Origin of the sequence: Aeromonas sp. MR7 (genome assembly GCF_963899385.1) — a bacterium.
Lineage (GTDB): Bacteria > Pseudomonadota > Gammaproteobacteria > Enterobacterales > Aeromonadaceae > Aeromonas > Aeromonas bestiarum.
In genome coordinates, this window is the sequence record NZ_CAWQXH010000049.1 from 71991 (window position 1) to 89149 (window position 17159).

At 61.1% G+C, this 17159-nt stretch carries 14 protein-coding genes; 7 read left to right on the forward strand and 7 right to left on the reverse strand.

The features are described 5' to 3' along the window. Nucleotides 1-131 precede the first annotated feature (131 nt). Nucleotides 132-1403 carry an aromatic amino acid transport family protein gene (locus tag AACW87_RS17840; RefSeq protein ID WP_241325697.1) on the forward strand — a complete coding sequence of 424 codons (1272 nt, stop codon included), beginning with the start codon at nt 132-134 and terminating at the stop codon, nt 1401-1403. Between the two features lie 71 nt (nt 1404-1474). On the opposite strand, the gene AACW87_RS17845 is transcribed toward AACW87_RS17840, so the two are convergent. From AACW87_RS17845 to metJ, 3 genes are all read right to left on the reverse strand, one after another. Then, nucleotides 1475-1813, reverse strand: coding sequence for a tRNA-binding protein (locus tag AACW87_RS17845; protein ID WP_241325698.1), 339 nt, complete (start codon nt 1811-1813; stop codon nt 1475-1477). Nucleotides 1814-1897: 84 nt separating this feature from the next. Further along, nucleotides 1898-2656, reverse strand: coding sequence for an AraC family transcriptional regulator (locus AACW87_RS17850; protein ID WP_241325699.1), 759 nt, complete (start codon nt 2654-2656; stop codon nt 1898-1900). Nucleotides 2657-2692: 36 nt separating this feature from the next. Beyond that, nucleotides 2693-3016: a met regulon transcriptional regulator MetJ gene (gene metJ, locus AACW87_RS17855; protein WP_005315809.1), complete on the reverse strand. Its 324-nt coding sequence runs from the start codon at nt 3014-3016 to the stop codon at nt 2693-2695. Nucleotides 3017-3226: 210 nt separating this feature from the next. Between metJ and metB the strand changes: the two genes are divergently transcribed. Together metB and AACW87_RS17865 are read left to right on the forward strand one after the other, a co-directional pair. Further along, nucleotides 3227-4399 carry a cystathionine gamma-synthase gene (gene metB / locus AACW87_RS17860; RefSeq protein WP_241325700.1) on the forward strand — a complete coding sequence of 391 codons (1173 nt, stop codon included), beginning with the start codon at nt 3227-3229 and terminating at the stop codon, nt 4397-4399. Next, nucleotides 4399-6855, forward strand: coding sequence for a bifunctional aspartate kinase/homoserine dehydrogenase II (locus AACW87_RS17865; protein ID WP_241325701.1), 2457 nt, complete (start codon nt 4399-4401; stop codon nt 6853-6855). The genes metB and AACW87_RS17865 overlap by 1 nt, the downstream gene beginning before the upstream one ends. A 181-nt stretch (nt 6856-7036) precedes the next feature. On the opposite strand, the gene AACW87_RS17870 is transcribed toward AACW87_RS17865, so the two are convergent. From AACW87_RS17870 to argE, 4 genes are all read right to left on the reverse strand, one after another. Next, nucleotides 7037-7663, reverse strand: a complete 627-nt coding sequence (locus AACW87_RS17870) for a hypothetical protein (protein WP_241325702.1) — start codon at nt 7661-7663, stop codon at nt 7037-7039. Nucleotides 7664-8071: 408 nt separating this feature from the next. After that, the gene (locus tag AACW87_RS17875) at nt 8072-8470 is read right to left on the reverse strand and encodes a hypothetical protein (RefSeq protein ID WP_241325703.1); all 399 of its coding nucleotides are present in this window, start codon (nt 8468-8470) and stop codon (nt 8072-8074) included. 109 nt (nt 8471-8579) lie between these two features. Beyond that, nucleotides 8580-11213, reverse strand: coding sequence for a phosphoenolpyruvate carboxylase (gene ppc / locus AACW87_RS17880; protein WP_241325704.1), 2634 nt, complete (start codon nt 11211-11213; stop codon nt 8580-8582). A 214-nt stretch (nt 11214-11427) separates the two neighbouring features. Further along, nucleotides 11428-12573, reverse strand: a complete 1146-nt coding sequence (gene argE, locus AACW87_RS17885; protein ID WP_098980837.1) for an acetylornithine deacetylase — start codon at nt 12571-12573, stop codon at nt 11428-11430. Between the two features lie 278 nt (nt 12574-12851). On the opposite strand from argE, the gene argC reads away from it, so the two are divergent. The 4 genes from argC to AACW87_RS17905 are packed head-to-tail and all read left to right on the forward strand — an operon-like array spanning nt 12852 to nt 16898. Continuing rightward, complete coding sequence (gene argC / locus AACW87_RS17890; RefSeq protein ID WP_241325705.1) at nt 12852-13859, forward strand: N-acetyl-gamma-glutamyl-phosphate reductase; 1008 nt, start codon at nt 12852-12854, stop codon at nt 13857-13859. Between the two features lie 23 nt (nt 13860-13882). After that, nucleotides 13883-14662 (forward strand): acetylglutamate kinase, encoded by a 780-nt coding sequence (argB, locus tag AACW87_RS17895; protein WP_043142293.1) that lies wholly within the window; start codon nt 13883-13885, stop codon nt 14660-14662. A 25-nt stretch (nt 14663-14687) separates the two neighbouring features. Then, the gene (locus AACW87_RS17900; protein WP_241325706.1) at nt 14688-15605 is read left to right on the forward strand and encodes an ornithine carbamoyltransferase; all 918 of its coding nucleotides are present in this window, start codon (nt 14688-14690) and stop codon (nt 15603-15605) included. A 57-nt stretch (nt 15606-15662) separates the two neighbouring features. Further along, the gene (locus AACW87_RS17905; RefSeq protein ID WP_042643720.1) at nt 15663-16898 is read left to right on the forward strand and encodes an argininosuccinate synthase; all 1236 of its coding nucleotides are present in this window, start codon (nt 15663-15665) and stop codon (nt 16896-16898) included. The last annotated feature ends 261 nt before the right edge of the window (nt 16899-17159 follow it).

The following is a 17159-nucleotide window of genomic DNA, read 5'->3' on the forward strand; positions in this document are numbered from 1 at the left end:
GATTGGATTCCCAATCTCACTGGCTGAAGCCCGTTATGGTAGTGATATGTTTCAGTCCCGCTTTTTGAGAATTAAATCCTGATAAACCACAATAAGCTCAGATTAAAATACTGACAAAATGTGGATTAGTAATGAGTTTATCTGTAGACGTCGTAAAGGATTTGTCCGGTTCCCAGCCCGCCGTTGCCAGCACCAGCCGCTGGCGTCGCCATGACACCCACTGGGCGATCAGCCTGTTTGGTACCGCCGTCGGCGCCGGCATACTGTTTTTGCCCATCAACCTGGGTCTGGGCGGGATCTGGCCCCTGGTCATAATCGCCGTGCTGGCGGGTCCCATGACCTTTCTGGCTCACCGCGGGCTGGCGCGCTTCGTGCTCTCCTCCTCCCGCCCTCACGCCGATTTCACCGAGGTAGCCGAGGAGCACTTCGGCAAGATGGCCGGTCGCCTCATCTCGGCGCTCTACTTCCTCTCCATCTTCCCGATCCTGCTCATCTACGGGGTGGGGCTGACCAACACGGTGGAGAGCTTCATGGTCAACCAGCTCGGCATGGCCACCCCGAACCGGGTGATGCTCTCCGGCCTGCTGGTGTTCGCCATGATCGCCGTGATGATGGCGGGAGAGAAGGCGATGTTGCGGGCGTTTGCCTTCATGGTCTATCCGCTGGCGGCCATTCTGGCGGCGCTTTCCTGCTATCTCATTCCCCAGTGGCAGTGGCCACAAATGACCGCCTTTGAGGGCGGCAGCTTCCTCAACACCGTCTGGTTGGCGCTGCCGGTCACGGTGTTCGCCTTCAGCCATGCCGCCGCCATCTCGGGCTTTGCCAACGTGCAGCGGCGGGAATATGGCGAGCAGGCCGAGGCCAAGAGCGGCCTGATCCTGCGCAATACCACCATCATGCTGGTGGGTTTCGTGCTCTTCTTCGTCTTCTCCTGCGTGCTGAGCCTCTCCCCGGCCCAGCTGGCCGAGGCCAAGGCGCAGAACGTCTCCGTGCTCTCCTATCTCGCCAACATCACAGACAACCCTGTGATAGTGACGCTGGGGCCGCTCATCGCCTTCATCGCCATCAGCACCTCCTTCCTCGGTCACTTCCTCGGTGCCCGCGAGAGCCTGAAAAGCCTGATCGCCAAGCCCACCGGCCTGCCGCTGGCGAAGGCGGACCGGCTCGGCATAGTCCTGATGTTCTTCGCCATCTGGGGCGCCGCCGTCATCAACCCGGGCATCCTGGGGCTGATGGAGACCCTCTCCGGCCCCGTCATCGCCATGATCCTCTTCATCATGCCGGTGGTGGCCATCTACAAGGTGGAGGCGCTGGCCCGCTTCCGTCAGGGCTGGACCAACGGCTTCATCCTGCTGACCGGGTCGCTCGCGGTCTCGGCGCTGATCTTCAGCCTGTTGAAGTAACAGCGCGCTGCGGCAAAAAATGAGAGAGGCGACCCCGGGGTCGCCTCTCTTTTTTCATGGGGCCAAGGGCATCAGCCCAGCTTGGCGCCGTTCTCCACCACTTGTTCCGGAATGGCCATCACCACGGCGCCATCGGCCCGGTAGAAACCGGTCAGCAGAAACTCCGACTGGATGGGGCCTATCTGTTTGGGGGGAAAGTTCACCACGGCGACGATTTGGCGTCCCACCAGATCCTCCGGGCGATAGAGATCCGTTATCTGGGCGCTGCTCTTGCGCACCCCGAGCTCGGGGCCGAAATCCGCCCACACCTTGTAGGCGGGCCGGCGCGCTTCGGGGAAGGGCTCGACCCGCACCAGGGTGCCCACTCTCAGCTCTACCATCTCGAAATCCTGCCAGCTAATGGTCTGCATCTTGGCTCCTCGTTTCACACACCTTGCATTGGCCTCAGCATGCCTCGAAACGGCGCTGGCTGTCTTCGGTGACTGGCCGCCCTGTTACGGCAGAAGGCCGTTTTGCTGGCGCCAGAGGGAAGGGGTCAGCCCGCTCTCGGTCAGGAAGCGCTCGGCGAAGGCCCCCTGATTCTGGTAGCCGCAGCGACTGGCGATCTCGCCTATGGGCAGTTGGGTGTGGGCAAGCAGGGTGCGTGCCAGCGTCATGCGCCGTGCCCGTATGTAGTGGGAGACGCTCATCCCCAGCTGCTGGCGAAAGGCGTGCTTGAACTGGCTCTGACCGAGGCAGGCGATGGCGGCGAGCCGCTCATTGCCGAGGGGCTCGGCGAGGTGGGCCTCGATATGGCGCTGCACCTTGAGGATACGGGTGGCAAGACGAGGGGGAGCAGAGGAGTGCACTCCTTGCCCTTGTGCCAGCAGGGAGAGCCACACCTGCTCCATGCCCGCCACCTGGCGCCCCTCGGCCACCATGCGGTGCAGGAAGGCGAGGTAGTGGCGCTGGGGCTCGTCCAGTTCGATAAAGGGGTGGGCCGCCAGATCGCCGGGGAGCCAGTCGCTCTCCTGCACCAGAAATGAGAGGGCCGGGTCGGCGGCGTAGTCGTGCCGCTCGCCCGGGGCTATCACGCAGACAAAACCGGGGGCGAGGCGACGCCCCTGGCCCTGCACCTCGATCTCAATGGGACCACCGAGAGGGATCACCAGCTGGGCGAAGTCGTGGCTGTGGCTGCAGATGTCACTCTGGTAGCGGCGCAGGCTGAAGGGGGAGGTTGCGGATAGCAATGACGCGGCACTGGGCCGCGTCATCGAAGGGGGTTTGCTGTTTGGCATAGGTCGCAGGTATTACTCTGCGTCGAAATCTTCGATCTCTTTGCCCAGCGCTTCCATGATGGCGCGCACCTCGGCGGGGACGCTGTCCGGATGATCCTTGCGCAGATCGTCGTCGCAGGGCAGCGGCTGGCCGGTGAACGCGTGCAGGAAGGCTTCACAGAGCAGCTCACTGTTGGTCGCATGACGCAGGTTGTTCACCTGGCGACGGGTGCGCTCGTCGGTCAACACCTTCAACACCTTGAGCGGGATCGAGACGGTAATCTTCTTGACCTGTTCGCTCTTCTTACCGTGTTCCGCGTAGGGGCTGACGTAGTCGCCGTTCCACTCTGTACCCATGATCCACCTGTTCTCGTTTGGCCGTGAGCGCGGATTTTAACCCTTGTGGAAATTAATGGCAATCCAACAGCAAAGCCATTTAGACGTCTGGAAGTGTTGACGGCTTTTTTATGCTGGCGTAAGGTGGTTCACCATAGGCCAGCAATGGCAGGATAGCCGTGGCAGAGGCAGAACGGCCATCGCCCAGCGACAGTTCAAGGAGAGAGTGACATGACCCACAAGGCCACCCAGGCGGTACGCACCGGGATTGAGACAGACACACAGCACGGTGCCGTGGTGCCGCCCATCTACCTCTCCAGCAACTACACCTTTGCCGACTTTGGCGAGCCCCGTCAATACGATTATGCCCGATCCGGCAACCCGACCCGCACCAATCTGGCGGATGCGCTGGCGGCGCTGGAAGGGGGCGCCGGTGCCGTGGTGACCGGCACCGGCATGGGGGCCATCCATCTGGTGACGACGGCCCTGCTCAAGGCGGGGGATCTGCTGATCGCCCCCCATGACTGTTACGGCGGCACCTGGCGACTGTTCGAGTATCTGGCGGCCAAGGGCCACTACCGGGTGCAGTTCGTCGATCAGGGGGATGAAGCCGCGCTGGCCGAGGCCCTGGCGCAGAAGCCGGCACTGGTGTGGGTGGAGACCCCCTCCAACCCACTGCTGCGGGTGGTGGACATAGCCGCCATCGCCGCCGCCTCCCATGAAGTGGGGGCCCAAGTGGTGGTGGACAACACCTTCCTCTCGCCGCTGCTGCAACAGCCGCTGGCGCTGGGGGCCGATCTGGTGGTGCACTCCACCACCAAGTACATCAACGGCCACTCCGACGTGGTGGGCGGGGTGGCGATCGCGAAGGAACCCGAGCTGGCCGAGTCGCTGGTGTGGTGGGCCAACTGTCTGGGGCTCACCTCCGGGGCGTTCGACTCCTACCTCACCCTGCGTGGCCTGCGCACCCTGGCTCCCAGATTGCGTGCCCATCAGGAGAACACGGATCGCATCCTCGCCTTCCTGCAGCAACAGCCGCTGGTCAAAAAAATCTATCACCCCAGCCTGCCGACCCATCCGGGCCACGATATTGCGCGCCGTCAACAGTCCGGCTTCGGCGCCATGCTAAGTTTTGAACTCGATTGCAGCGAGGCCGGATTGCGCACCTTCCTCGCGGCCCTCACCCTCTTCTCGGTGGCCGAGTCCCTCGGCGGGGTGGAGAGTCTGGTGGCCCATCCGGCCAGCATGACCCACAGGGCCATGACACCGGCGGCGCAGCAGGCGGCGGGCATCAGCGCCCAGCTGCTGCGGCTGTCGGTCGGCATTGAACACGGTGAAGACCTGGTGGCCGATCTGGCTCAGGCTTTTGAACAGGCGCAGCAGGCAGAGCAGGTAGCGAAGTAATGGAACAGCAGCAACAAGGAGAGATCGCGGTGGTAACAGAAGCAGGATTGAAGCGGCGCCATGTGCACAAGTTTGGTGGCAGCAGTCTGGCGGATCCGGTCTGCTATCGCCGGGTCGCGGCTATCGTCGAGCAGCAGATTGGCGGAGATGAACTGATCGTGGTTTCTGCCGCCGGCAAGACCACCAACCGGTTGATCCAGCTGGTGGAGCTGGCCGAGGCGGGGGACGAGGCCGCCGGTGAAGCCATCACGGCCCTGCACGCCTATCAGCAGAGCCTGATCGACGGCCTGCTGGAGGGGGAACTGCAGCTCGATTTGAGCAAGCAGCTTGCCGACGACATGCAGCTGATCGCCAAAACCCTGGAGGGGCAGTTTGACCGCTTCGAGCGCAACGGCCTGCTCGCCTTTGGCGAGGTGTGGTCGGCGCGCCTGTTGGCGGCCCTGCTCACCAGCCGCGGCGACAAGGCCATCTGGCTCGATGCCCGCAGCTTCCTGCGCGCCGAGGACGGCGCCCTGGTCAAGGTGGATACTGCGCTTTCCAGCGAACTGCTCAAGGCGCGGCTGGCCGAACATGCCGGTCGTATCGTGGTGACAGGTTTTATCGCCGCCGACATGGAGGGACGCTCCCTGCTGCTCGGTCGCAACGGCTCCGACTACAGCGCCAGCCTGCTGGCCCTGCTGGCGGATGGCGAATCCACCACCATCTGGAGCGACGTGGCCGGTGTCTACAGCGCCGATCCGCGGCGGGTCAAGGAGGCGCGCCTGCTGGAGCGCCTGAGCCTGGCCGAAGCGAACGAGCTGGCCCGTCTCGGCTCCTCGGTACTGCATTCGCGCACCCTGCAACCCGTGGCCGACAGCCGCCAGCGCCTCACCCTGCGCTGCAGCTACAACCCGGACGAGGGTTGCACCCACATACTGCGCCGGGCGCCGCGCTCCGGTGGCGCCCGCATCGTCTCCTCGGTGGACCAGATTGCCCTGATCGAGCTGAAAGTGTTGCCGCAGACCCATTTTGAGCAAACGGTGGCGGCCATCGAGGCCCATCTGGCCCGCCACCGCCTCAACCCGCTCACCCTGCAGCGCCAGCCGGATCGGCGGGTGCTGCGTCTGGCCTACACCCTGGAAGTGGCGGAAGGGGCGTTCGAGCTGCTGCGCGACTTCCAGCTGCAGGGCAGCTTCACCGGCCTGATCCAGAAAGAGGGGTTCAGTCTGGTGGCTTTGGTGGGTGCCGGGGTGACCGACAACGCCGAACAGTGTCACCGCTTCTATCAGTTGCTGGCGGATCAGCCGCTGGAGTTCGTGCAGGTGGCCAGAGATGGCCTGAGTCTGGTCGCCGTCGTGCGTCAGGTGGTGCTGGAGCCGCTGCTTATCGCCCTGCACAGCGCCCTGTTCAGCCGCCCGACCCGGGTCGGCCTGGTGGTGTTCGGCAAGGGCAACATAGGCGGCCACTGGCTGAGCCTCTATGGCCGCGAGAAAGCGCGCCTCGAACATGAACTCAATCTGGCGCTGACTCTCTACGGGGTGTTCAGCTCGGAAGGGGGCCTGCTGGACGAAGAGGGGCTGGATCCCCTCAAGGTGCAGGACAAGTTCAACCCCAAACCGCTGATCTGGCCCGAGCTGCTGGCCCAGCTTGAGCAGCACAGTTTCGATACCCTGATTGCGCTGGACATGACCGCCAGCGAGACGGTGAGCCGCTACTACCCGGACTTCGCCCAGCTCGGCATCCACATCATAGCGGCCAACAAGTTTGCCGGTGCCGCCGACAGCGAGTTCTACCAGCGCATCAAGCAGAGCTGCCGCGACCATCAGGTGCAGTGGCGCTACAACGCCACCGTGGGCGCCGGGCTGCCGATCCAGTCCAGCATCCAGATGCTGCGCCAGAGCGGCGACCGCATTCAGGGGGTTTCCGGCATCTTCTCCGGCACCCTCTCCTGGCTGTTCCAGCAGTATGACGGCAGCCGCCCCTTCTCCGAGCTGGTGGACGAAGCGTGGCAGCACGGCCTGACCGAGCCGGATCCTCGCGAGGATCTCTCCGGTCAGGATGTGCGCCGCAAGCTGCTGATCCTGGCGCGGGAGGCAGGTTTTGAGCTCGACTCTGCCGACATCGAGCTGGAGAACCTGGTGCCAGTACCCCTGCGCAAGGTGAGTACGGATCAGTTCATGGACAGACTGAAAGAGCTGGACGGCCCGATCCAGAGCGCCTTCGAGGGAGCCAAGCGCCTCGGCAAGGTGCTGCGCTACGTCGCTCGCTTCGAGCACGATGGCAAGGCGCGGGTCGGGCTGGAGGCGCTGGAGCCCCACCACCCGTTCGCCAACCTGCTGCCGTGCGACAATATCTTCGCCATCGAAAGCGACAGCTACCGCACCAACCCGCTGGTCATCCAGGGGCCGGGCGCCGGTCGGGAAGTGACGGCCGCCGCCATCCAGTACGACCTCTGGCAGATCTGTGCCTCCCTCTAAGACACATGCTGGGGACTGTGACCCACCTATCTAACCGAATAAAAAGGCGCCATAGTGGCGCCTTTTTTCATGTAGCTTCTATCAGTTCCGTTGATGTAGGTTTTATTCCCCTCTTTGTAAGTGAAATATGGAGTGGAAAGTGACCCATATCTATATATTTACAGAAATAGCGTATTTGCAGTTACATTACATGCAAGCTGAATTCATTGAAATACACAGGGAATGCTTGTTTGTTAGCTCTCCCGCCACCACCAAGAGTGATCTTTCCTACTTTTTGTATTGATGTTGACTCTGAGTAAATAGATGTGCCATTCACAGATATTTTCAGTGTTCCGTCCATCTTAATAATCGTTACGCGAGCCTTGGACATATTTATATATTTCCCTTTGGGGGAGGTACATGTTCCACCAGTACAGACCTGAGATGTCCAAACATCATTGCCATCCCGACCAATGTAGACCTGAAGAGCATCACTGCCATCTTCGTTGTTGATTGCCACATATGCCCGAGAATTACTTTCTGACAGATTGCTGAAATCCCCCTGCATTACAACGCTCAAGGACAGATCTGTGGTCGGGGTGATGAGTTTTTCGACTCCTGCGAACGCAAAGCTCTGTGAGCTGCCTTGAGCAATTATGCATAACGTACTGTTCTCGGTACTAATATTTGCCTTATCAGAGGTGTTATCAAAAACCTGCCAGCCTGACAGTGAACCAGAACTAAAGCTATCGTGAACATAGCCATCTTTAGCATACGCATAGTGAGTGGTCAGCGATATGGCCAGAATGGCTAGAAATATGCTCTTCATGGTAACCCTCCAAATAAAAATGATATTATATCAACTTGGTATGTTGTCACACATGCCATATGGAGGATTGCATTGTTTATTTTTAATCTTTTTTGTTATATATGGTTGGGTATGTTCTAACTATCACTGCATGTGAAATTTTAAACCTGTTTAAAAGGTTTATTTTAAATAAAGCTTAAAAATCCAGAATGCAATTAATTATATGTTTAGTTGTATTGATATAAATCACTTGAAAATCTACTGTGTAAAAAGGTGCCATATCAGAGCCTTCTCAGTTGGGAACTGCCGCACAATGGGGTATGTCATGGCTGGTACCACAAGACGCCGCTCCCTGAATTGCAGAGTGCTAGCAGAAATGACTGGGGGAGTTCGGCAGGCAAAGGTGTGTGCCAAGTGCCGCGCAGGCAATCACATGGCAGGCCACTGGTCGTTCGAGGTGATGCAGTCCTGACGAAACTTTTCCCATAGGGCGGGATCTTCAACCCCATTCAGGTTCAACCCCATGTTGATCAACATGCCCTGAAAAATGCGCAACTGACGAAGCACCTGGAATTGCACCTGTTCCCGAGAGAGGTTGGTCGCCAGCAGCTGAGTCACAGCATCATCGACGGCGGAACCATACTCCTGGCGAAAATCTTCCAGTGTTGCCTCCATGGCCGCGTCCCTTAGCTTTTTGAGGGTGGCCGGCGGCATGGTGGAATAGGTTTTGGCTTTGGTTATCAGCCCATCACAGACCATTATTGTGTCGTCGGTATTGGCACCCGCCGTGAAAGAGGCGAAGAGAACCAGCAGATAGAGTAGGCGCATGGACAGGCGTCCTCCATTGAAGATGAAGTGATTATGCGGCAATTAAATACCTGCGAAAAGGGCGCCAATCTGGCGCCCTTTGTCTATTTGCGTTGCGGCCTGCCAGCTATCAACCCGTGTTGCGCATGCCTGCGGCAATACCGGCGATGGTGACCATCAGCGCCTGATCCAGCTCGGGGTGCAGGATCTCGGCATGGTTGCGCGAGCGGCCCAGCAGCTCGACCTGCAGCACGTTGAGCGGGTCAGTGTAGGGGTTGCGCAGCTTGATGGACTCCTTGATCCAGGGCTGGTCGTCGAGCAGATCACCCTGCGGGCGCAGCTCCAGCACCACCTGGATGGAGTCGGCAAGCTCCTGGCGCAGCTGTTTGCCCAGGCCCCACAGCTCCTTGGGTACCAGACGGGTGTCATAGTACTCGGCCAGCCAGACGTCGGCCTTGAGGAACACCATCTCCAGCATCTCGAGGCGGGTGCGGAAGAAGGGCCACTGGCGGCTCATCTCTTCCAGCACGCTCTTCTGGCCGTCTGTGATGGCCTGCTGCAGCCCCTTGTGGGCACCGAGCCAGGCCGGCAGCATCAGCCGGTTCTGGGTCCAGGCGAAGATCCAGGGGATGGCACGCAGGCTCTCGACGCCGCCGTTGGGTTTGCGCTTGGAGGGGCGCGAACCGAGCGGCAGCTTGCCGAGTTCCATCTCGGGGGTGGCGGCACGGAAGTAGGGGACGAAGTCCGGATGGCCGCGCACTATGCTGCGGTAGTGGTCGCAGGAGACGGTGGCCAGCTGCTCCATCACGGCGCGCCAGCACTCTTTGGGCTTGGGTGGCGGCAGCAGGTTCCCTTCCAGCACGGCGCTGGTGTAGAGGTTCAGGCTGTGGATGGCCACTTTCGGCAGGCCGAACTTGAAGCGGATCATCTCGCCCTGTTCGGTCACCCGCAGGCCGCCGCGCAGGGAGCCCGGCGGTTGTGACAGGATCGCCTGATGGGCGGGGGCACCGCCACGGCCGACGGTGCCGCCACGGCCATGGAACAGGGTGAGGCGCAGCTTGTTGGCCTCGGCCAGTGCTACCAGGGATTCCATGGCGGCGTACTGGGCCCAGCCGGCGGCCATCATGCCCGCATCCTTGGCGGAATCCGAGTAGCCGATCATCACGTACTGACGACCCTGGATGTAGCCGCGATACCAGTCCACCGACAGCAGGCGCTCCATCACGGCGGTGCCTGCCATCAGGTCTTCCTGGGTCTCGAACAGGGGAGCAACCGGCATGCGGAACTTGCAGCCGGCCTCTTTGAGCAGCAGCTGCACCGCCAGCACGTCGGACGGTGCGCCGGCCATGGAGATGATGTAGATGCCGAAGGCATCGGGATCGTGACCGGCGATCACCCGACAGGTGTCTATGGTCTCGCGGGTCTCGTCGCTTGGTTCCCAGTCGGCCGGGATCAGCGGGCGGCGGGAGTTCAGCTCGTTGAGCAGGAAGGCCTGCTTGTCGTCCTCGCTCCATTCGGCGTAGTCGCCCATGCCGAGGTAACGGGTCAGCTCGGAGAAGACCTGACCGTGGCGCTCGCCATCCTGACGTATGTCCAGCTTGACCAGGTGGATGCCGAAACAGGCCAGCTTGCGCAGCACGTCCAGCAGCATGCCGTCGGCTATGTTGCCCATGCCGCAGGCGTGCAGCGAGTGGTAACAGAGCTCCAGCGGCTCGCGCAGCTGGGCCGTGGTCTTGACCAGATCCCGGCTCTCGCTCGCCTGACCCTGCACCTTGGCGGTGAGAAATTCCTGGGTCTCGCGCAGCTGTTCACGCAGCTCGCGCACCAGGGCGCGGTAGGGCTCGGGGTGATCGCCCACCCGCTCGCGCACTGCGTCTGTGCAGTCGGACATGGAGAGCTCGGAGGTGAGCTCCTTGATGTCCTTGTAGAACAGGTTGACCGCCATCCAGCGGCCCAGCTCCAGCACTTCTGCGGTCACCTTGGCAGTGACGAAGGGGTTGCCGTCACGGTCACCGCCCATCCAGGAGGTGAACTTGACCGGCGCGGCATCCAGCGGCAGCCGCACACCCAGGTGCTGTTGCAGCCGCTCGTCCAGATTGCGCATGAATTCGGGAATGGCCGGCCACAGGCTGTTTTCCACCACGGCGAAGCCCCACTTGGCTTCGTCCACCGGGGTCGGACGCTGCTCGCGGATCTCGTTGGTGTGCCAGGCCTGATTGACCAGCTGCTCGATGCGATTGAGGATCTTGTCCCGCTCGCGGGGCAGCAGATCGGAGAGTTCCAGCGCCTCCAGGCAGTCGTTGAGCTGCACGTGCTTGTGGATCAGGGTGCGACGGGTCACCTCGGTCGGGTGAGCGGTCAGCACCAGGTCGATATCCAGCTCGCGCACAGCCTGGATGATGGCTTCCTGTGACAGGTTGGAGGCCTTGAGCTTGGCGAACATCTGCTCCAGCGGATCCGGGGTGCAGACCTGCTCTTCGCAGCGGCGGGAGATGGTGTGGAACTGTTCGGCCACGTTGGCGAGGTTGAGGAACTGGCTGAAGGCGCGGGCCACCGGCAGCAGCTCGTCATCGCTCAGGGTGCGCAGGGTATCGAGCAGACGTTCCCGGTCTGCCTCATTGCCTTTGCGGGAGGATTTGGCCAACTGGCGAATGGTTTCGATCTTGTCGAGGAAGGCCTGTCCCTGATGATCCTTGATGGACTTGCCCAGCAGTTGACCCAGCATGCCTACGTTGGCGCGTAGCGCGGCGTACTTTTCGTTCATTCCACATCCTTATCTGGTTGGTGCCTCTCTCCATCCGAGGTGAGAGACAGCCTCACTTATTGTTGTGTGATTACAACATATGCTCCGTCATCTTAGGGTGACAATCTACCCAGATTGTCTGCGCAAGGTCAAATAACAGGCCGATTCAGAACATGTATTTCCCTCACCTGTCCCGAGGCGGCATGTTATGTAACTTACTTACATTCCCGTCAATTCAGAGGCAAAACCGGCGGATCAGGTGTTGCAGCACAGCCGTGGTCGGCTTGACGAAGGAGAGATCCAGGTATTCGTCCGGCTGATGGGCCTGGGTGATATGGCCCGGGCCCAGCACGATTGTCTGGCATCCCAGCTGCTGGATAAAGGGCGCCTCGGTGCAATAGTTCACCGACTCGGCCTTGTGCCCGCTCGCCTTCTCGGCCTCGCGCACCAGCACTGAGTCGTCCGCGCAGGCATAGGCGGGGATGGGTTCGTGCAGGTGTTGCAGGTGCAGGCAGCCCGGCTGGTGGATTTCGATGGGGGCGAGTGCCTCCTTCAGCATGCCCATCAGCTCGTCCGGCCCCACCTGCGGTGTGGGGCGCATGTCTATGTGCAGCTCGCAGCAACCGCAGATGCGGTTCGGGCTGTCGCCCCCCTGGATGTAGCCGAGGTTCAGGGTGGGTTGCGGCACCGCAAAGCGGTGGTCGGCGTAGCGATCTTTCAGATCCTGCTGCAAGCGGAGCACCCGCCCCATGGCCTGGTGCATTATCTCCAGCGCATTGACGCCGTTGGCGGGATCCGAGCTGTGACCGCTCTTGCCCGTGATGCGGATCGCCTCCGACATGTGCCCCTTGTGGGCCACCACGGGCACCAGTCCGGTGGGCTCGCCGATCACCGCGTAGTCGGGTTTCAGCTCGGCCGCCGCTGCGATGGCGCGGGCGCCCGCCATTGTGGTCTCTTCATCGGCGGTGGCCAGGATGCGCAGCGGCTTGCTGAGGGTGGTGAGATCTATCTCTTTGAGCGCCTCCACGATAAAAGCGAAGAAACCCTTCATGTCTATGGTGCCGAGGCCGTAGAGGCGATTGCCCTCTTCGGTCACCTTGAAGGGATCCTTGCTCCAGGCGCCCTCGTCGAACGGGACTGTATCTGTATGGCCCGCCAGCAGCAGGCCGCCCTCGCCCTGACCGATCGTCGCCACCAGATTGAACTTGCCCGGCAGATCCGGCAGGGCGGTCACCTCGCACTGAAAGCCGAGCTGGCCGAACCAGTCGGCCAGCAGCCGGATCACCGCCTCGTTGCTCTGATCCCAGCGGGGATCCGTGCTGCTGATGGAGGGAATCGCAATAATATTCTTATAAAGTGCAAAAAAATCCAGATTGGCCATCAGCTCCTCCTTGCGTCCCCGGAATGTTTCTGTTAGAAAATACAAATGCAAAGTGAGTGCATGAATATTCTGTAAGTTTGCCTGGATATCTGGCTCATCGACAAGGCTTCTAGTTGTAAGGGAAAGTTAATGTTCTGTCACCTGATCTATAACCGACGACACACACCCGCCTGAATTGCCCCTCCGCACGCGTTGCGTCAAAGGGGCGGTTCCTCACCCCTTGCACCATCTGCAGCACCATGCTGTGAATTTCGAACCCTGACTTGGAATACTCAATAATGCTTAACACCGTTATCGTCGGTGCCAGTGGCTACGCGGGAGCCGAACTGGCCGCACTGGTCCAGAACCACCCTCAACTCAAGCTGTTCGGCCTCTATGTGTCGGCCGGCAGCCAGGATGCACACAAACGTTTCTCTTCCCTGCATCCCCAGTGGGTCGGCGCGCTGGATCAGCCGCTGCTGCCGCTGGATGAGGATGGCATGACCCGGATCCTGACCCAGGCCGATCTGGTGCTGCTGGCCACCGCCCACGAGGTGAGTGCCGAGCTTGCACCCAAGTTCCTGGCCAAGGGTCTGCCGGTGTTCGATCTCTCCGGTGCCTTCCGGGTCAAGGATCAAGGTTTCTACGACAGCTTCTATGGCTTCACCCACGAGAGCGAGCAGTGGCTGGATCAGGCCGTCTACGGTCTGGCGGAATGGAACAGTGATGCCATTGCCGCCGCCCAGTTGATTGCGGTGCCGGGTTGTTACCCGACCGCTTCCTTGTGTGCCCTCAAGCCGCTACAGCAGGCCGGCCTGATCGCCAAGGGGTGGCAGCCCATCATCAACGCCGTGTCCGGTGTTTCCGGCGCCGGTCGCAAGGCTGCCATCAACACCAGCTTCTGCGAAGTGAGCCTGAATCCCTACGGCACCTTCAACCACAGACACCAGCCGGAGATCAGCCACCACCTGGGCTGCGAGGTGCTGTTCCAGCCCCACCTCGGCAACTATGTGCGCGGCATCCTGGCCACCATCTATGTGCAGCTGGCGGACGGCGTGACGCCGACCCAGGTGGATCAGGCCTTCCTCAAGGCTTACGAAGGCAAGCCGCTGGTGCGCCTCACCGGCCAGATGCCCTCCATCCGTGGTGTGGCCAGCACCCCTTACTGCGATATTGCCTGGCAACAGCAGGGCAACATGCTGGTGGTGGTTTCCGCCATCGACAATCTGCTCAAGGGCGCCGCCTCCCAGGCTGTGCAATGCATAAATATCAAATTCGGATTTGAACCGGCCACCGGCCTGATTTAAGGACTTAAGGAAGGATTGCAACGATGGACAAACAGACGCTGGTAATCAAGTTGGGTGGTGCCCTGATAGAGAACGACGAGGCGCTGACCGCCCTGTTCGCCACCCTCAAAACCTTTCTGGATGAGCAACACAGACCTCTGGTGCTGGTGCACGGTGGCGGCTGTCTGGTGGATGACCTGCTCAAGGGGCTGGGTCTGACTTCCACCAAGAAGAACGGCCTGCGGGTGACCCCGTTCGAGCAGATCCCCTTTATCGCCGGCGCCCTGGCGGGGACCGCCAACAAGCAGATGATGGCCAAGGCCATCGCTACCGGCATTCCGGCCGTGGGGCTCTGCCTCGCCGATGGCGGCCTGTGCCAGGTGACCCAGCTCGACCCGGATCTCGGTGCGGTCGGCGACTGCAAACCGGGCAACCCGGCGCTGGTGACCGGCATCCTGGGGCAGGGCTTCCTGCCGGTGGTGAGCTCCATCGGCATCACGGCCGATGGCCAGCTGATGAACGTCAACGCGGATCAGGCGGCCACCGCCATTGCCGAGGCGCTCGGCGCCGATCTGGTGATGCTGTCGGACGTGAGCGGCATCCTGGATGGCAAGGGCAAGCTGGTGCCGCAGCTGAACAAGGCGACCGCACTGGATCTGATGGAGAAGGGCGTGATCAGCGATGGCATGGCGGTCAAGGTGAAAGCCGCGCTGCATGCCGCCGAGACCCTCGGCAAGCCGGTCTGTGTGGCCAGCTGGCGTTACCCGGATCAACTGCTCAAGCTGCTGGCCGGTGGTGCCGTCGGCACCCAGGTCACCCTCTAACCCTGGCCGGAAAAAGGAACATCCGATGCAACATCTTCTGAAAGACAGCGACTTGAACAAATCCCAGATCCTGGCGCTGATCGCCCTGGGCAAAGCGGTCAAGGCCGACCCTAAAAAGTACAGCCAGGCGCTGGCGGGCAAGAGCGTGGTCACCTTGTTCGAGAAGCCCTCCCTGCGTACCCGGGTCACCTTCGACATCGGCATCGCCAGACTCGGTGGCCACAGCGTCTATCTGGATCAACAGAACGGTGCGCTGGGCAAGCGCGAATCGGTGCAGGACTTTGCCGCCAACCTGTCACGCTGGTGTGACGCCATAGTCGCGCGGGTATTCGACCACCAGACGCTTGTTGGATTAGCGGAGCACGGCACCGTGCCCGTGGTGAACAGCCTGTGCAACCTCTACCACCCCTGCCAGGGGCTGGCCGACTTTATGACCATTGCCGAGCACTACGCGGATCTGTCCAAGGTGAAGCTGGCGTATCTCGGCGATGGCAACAACGTCAGCCACTCTCTGTTGCTGCTGGGGGCGACGCTCGGTACCGACGTGACCCTGATCTGCCCCAAGGGCCACGGCCCGGACACCCAGATCTTCCTGCAGGCCCAGGCGCTGGCGGCCGATTCCGGCGCCACCATTCACATCAGCGATGACGTGGGGGATATCGAAGGGTTTGACGTGGTTTACACCGATACCTGGGTCTCCATGGGTGACAACACGCCAATGGAGCAGGTAAAAGATATCTTTATGCCTTATCAGATCAACCAGGCCCTGCTCGACCGCACCGGCATTCAGCATGTGCTGCACTGCCAGCCGGCGCACCGGGAGCTGGAGATCACCTCCCAGGTCATGGATGGCCCAGCCTCCCTCATCATGGACGAGGCCGAGAACCGTATGCATATCCAGAACGCCGTGTTGCTGACTTTGTTTGGACAGGGTCACAAGTAACGCGGCAACCGAACCTGAATCACAACCTTTTATCGAATCATCATGGAGAGAAGTAAAATGAGCGGAATCAACAAGATAGTACTGGCTTACTCGGGCGGACTGGATACCTCGGCCATCATTCCCTGGCTGAAAGAGAACTATGACGCGGAAATCATCGCCTTCGTCGCCGACGTCGGTCAGGAGCGCGACGATCTGGAAGGGATAGAGCAAAAAGCCATCGCCTCCGGCGCCACCAAGTGCATCGTCAAGGATCTGCGCGAAGAGTTCGTCAAGGAGTACGTCTACCCGACCCTGAAGACAGGCGCCGTCTACGAAGGCACCTATCTGCTGGGCACCTCAATGGCGCGTCCCATCATCGCCAAGGCCATGGTGGAAGCTGCGCTGGCGGAAGGCGCCGACGCCATCTCCCATGGTTGCACCGGCAAGGGCAACGATCAGGTGCGTTTCGAAGGCGCCGTGGCGGCCCTGGCCCCGCAACTGAAAGTAATCGCCCCCTGGCGTCTGTGGGACATGCGCTCCCGTGAAGATCTGCTGGCCTATCTGGAAGCCCGCGACATCCCCTGCAAGGCGACCCTGAAGAAGATCTACAGCCGCGATGCCAACGCCTGGCACATCTCCACCGAGGGTGGCGAGCTGGAGAGCACCTGGAACGAGCCGTCCGAAGCTGTCTGGCAGTGGACCGTCTCTGCCGAGCAGGCACCGAACGAGCCGGAATACGTCAAGCTGACCGTGGCTCAGGGTGAAGTGGTCGCTGTTGATGACCAGCCGCTGACCCCGCACCAGATCCTGATGACCCTGAACGAGCGTGCCGGCAAGCACGGCGTCGGCCGCATCGACATCACCGAAAACCGCATGGTGGGCATGAAGTCCCGTGGCTGCTATGAGACCCCGGGCGGCACCGTCATGGTGGCGGCACTGCGCGCCGTGGAAGAGCTGGTACTGGACAGACCGACCCGCGCTTGGCGCGAGAAGCTGGGTGCCGAGTTCTCCCACCTGGTCTATGACGGTCGCTGGTTTACTCCGCTGTGCAAGGCGATTGTCGCCTCCGCCAACGCCATCGCCGAGGATCTCGACGGCGAGGTGATCCTGAAGATGTACAAGGGTCAGGTCACAGCGGTGCAGAAGAAGTCGCCGAACAGCCTCTACTCCGAAGACTTCGCCACCTTCGGCGCCGATGAGGTGTACGACCAGAGCCACGCCGAAGGCTTTATCCGTCTCTATACCCTGGCCAGCCGGATCCGCGCCATGAAGGAGCAGCATCAGGCGATCGGTGGCGACCACACCCACGGCTAAGCCTTGAGGTTTCAAGCCGCAGAAAATCGGTGAGGGGGCTTGGCCCCCTCACTTATAAGCGGCTAAGCGGCGACCTGGTTCTCACTGGGATAACTAGTGAGCTGTGACAAGAGCGGCAGCGCCTCGGCTGCTTCTGTGAGATAACAGGGCCAGTTTCCGAATGATGTTGGTGTGTTTTGCTCCCTTCTCCCCTTGTGGGAGAAGGGTTGGGGATGAGGGGGTGGTAGCCAACCATGCCCTCACCCTCTCCCAGAGGGAGCG

Bases quoted from the DNA above. Each gene is read 5' to 3' on its own strand.
- ppc (WP_241325704.1), bottom strand. From the start codon at position 11,213: ATGAACGAAAAGTACGCCGCGCTACGCGCCAACGTAGGCATGCTGGGT.
- argC (WP_241325705.1), top strand. From the start codon at position 12,852: ATGCTTAACACCGTTATCGTCGGTGCCAGTGGCTACGCGGGAGCCGAA.
- AACW87_RS17845 (WP_241325698.1), bottom strand. From the start codon at position 1,813: ATGCAGACCATTAGCTGGCAGGATTTCGAGATGGTAGAGCTGAGAGTG.
- metJ (WP_005315809.1), bottom strand. From the start codon at position 3,016: ATGGGTACAGAGTGGAACGGCGACTACGTCAGCCCCTACGCGGAACAC.
- AACW87_RS17865 (WP_241325701.1), top strand. From the start codon at position 4,399: ATGGAACAGCAGCAACAAGGAGAGATCGCGGTGGTAACAGAAGCAGGA.
- AACW87_RS17850 (WP_241325699.1), bottom strand. From the start codon at position 2,656: ATGACGCGGCCCAGTGCCGCGTCATTGCTATCCGCAACCTCCCCCTTC.
- AACW87_RS17870 (WP_241325702.1), bottom strand. From the start codon at position 7,663: ATGAAGAGCATATTTCTAGCCATTCTGGCCATATCGCTGACCACTCAC.
- AACW87_RS17875 (WP_241325703.1), bottom strand. From the start codon at position 8,470: ATGCGCCTACTCTATCTGCTGGTTCTCTTCGCCTCTTTCACGGCGGGT.
- argE (WP_098980837.1), bottom strand. From the start codon at position 12,573: ATGGCCAATCTGGATTTTTTTGCACTTTATAAGAATATTATTGCGATT.
- argB (WP_043142293.1), top strand. From the start codon at position 13,883: ATGGACAAACAGACGCTGGTAATCAAGTTGGGTGGTGCCCTGATAGAG.
- AACW87_RS17900 (WP_241325706.1), top strand. From the start codon at position 14,688: ATGCAACATCTTCTGAAAGACAGCGACTTGAACAAATCCCAGATCCTG.
- AACW87_RS17840 (WP_241325697.1), top strand. From the start codon at position 132: ATGAGTTTATCTGTAGACGTCGTAAAGGATTTGTCCGGTTCCCAGCCC.
- metB (WP_241325700.1), top strand. From the start codon at position 3,227: ATGACCCACAAGGCCACCCAGGCGGTACGCACCGGGATTGAGACAGAC.
- AACW87_RS17905 (WP_042643720.1), top strand. From the start codon at position 15,663: ATGAGCGGAATCAACAAGATAGTACTGGCTTACTCGGGCGGACTGGAT.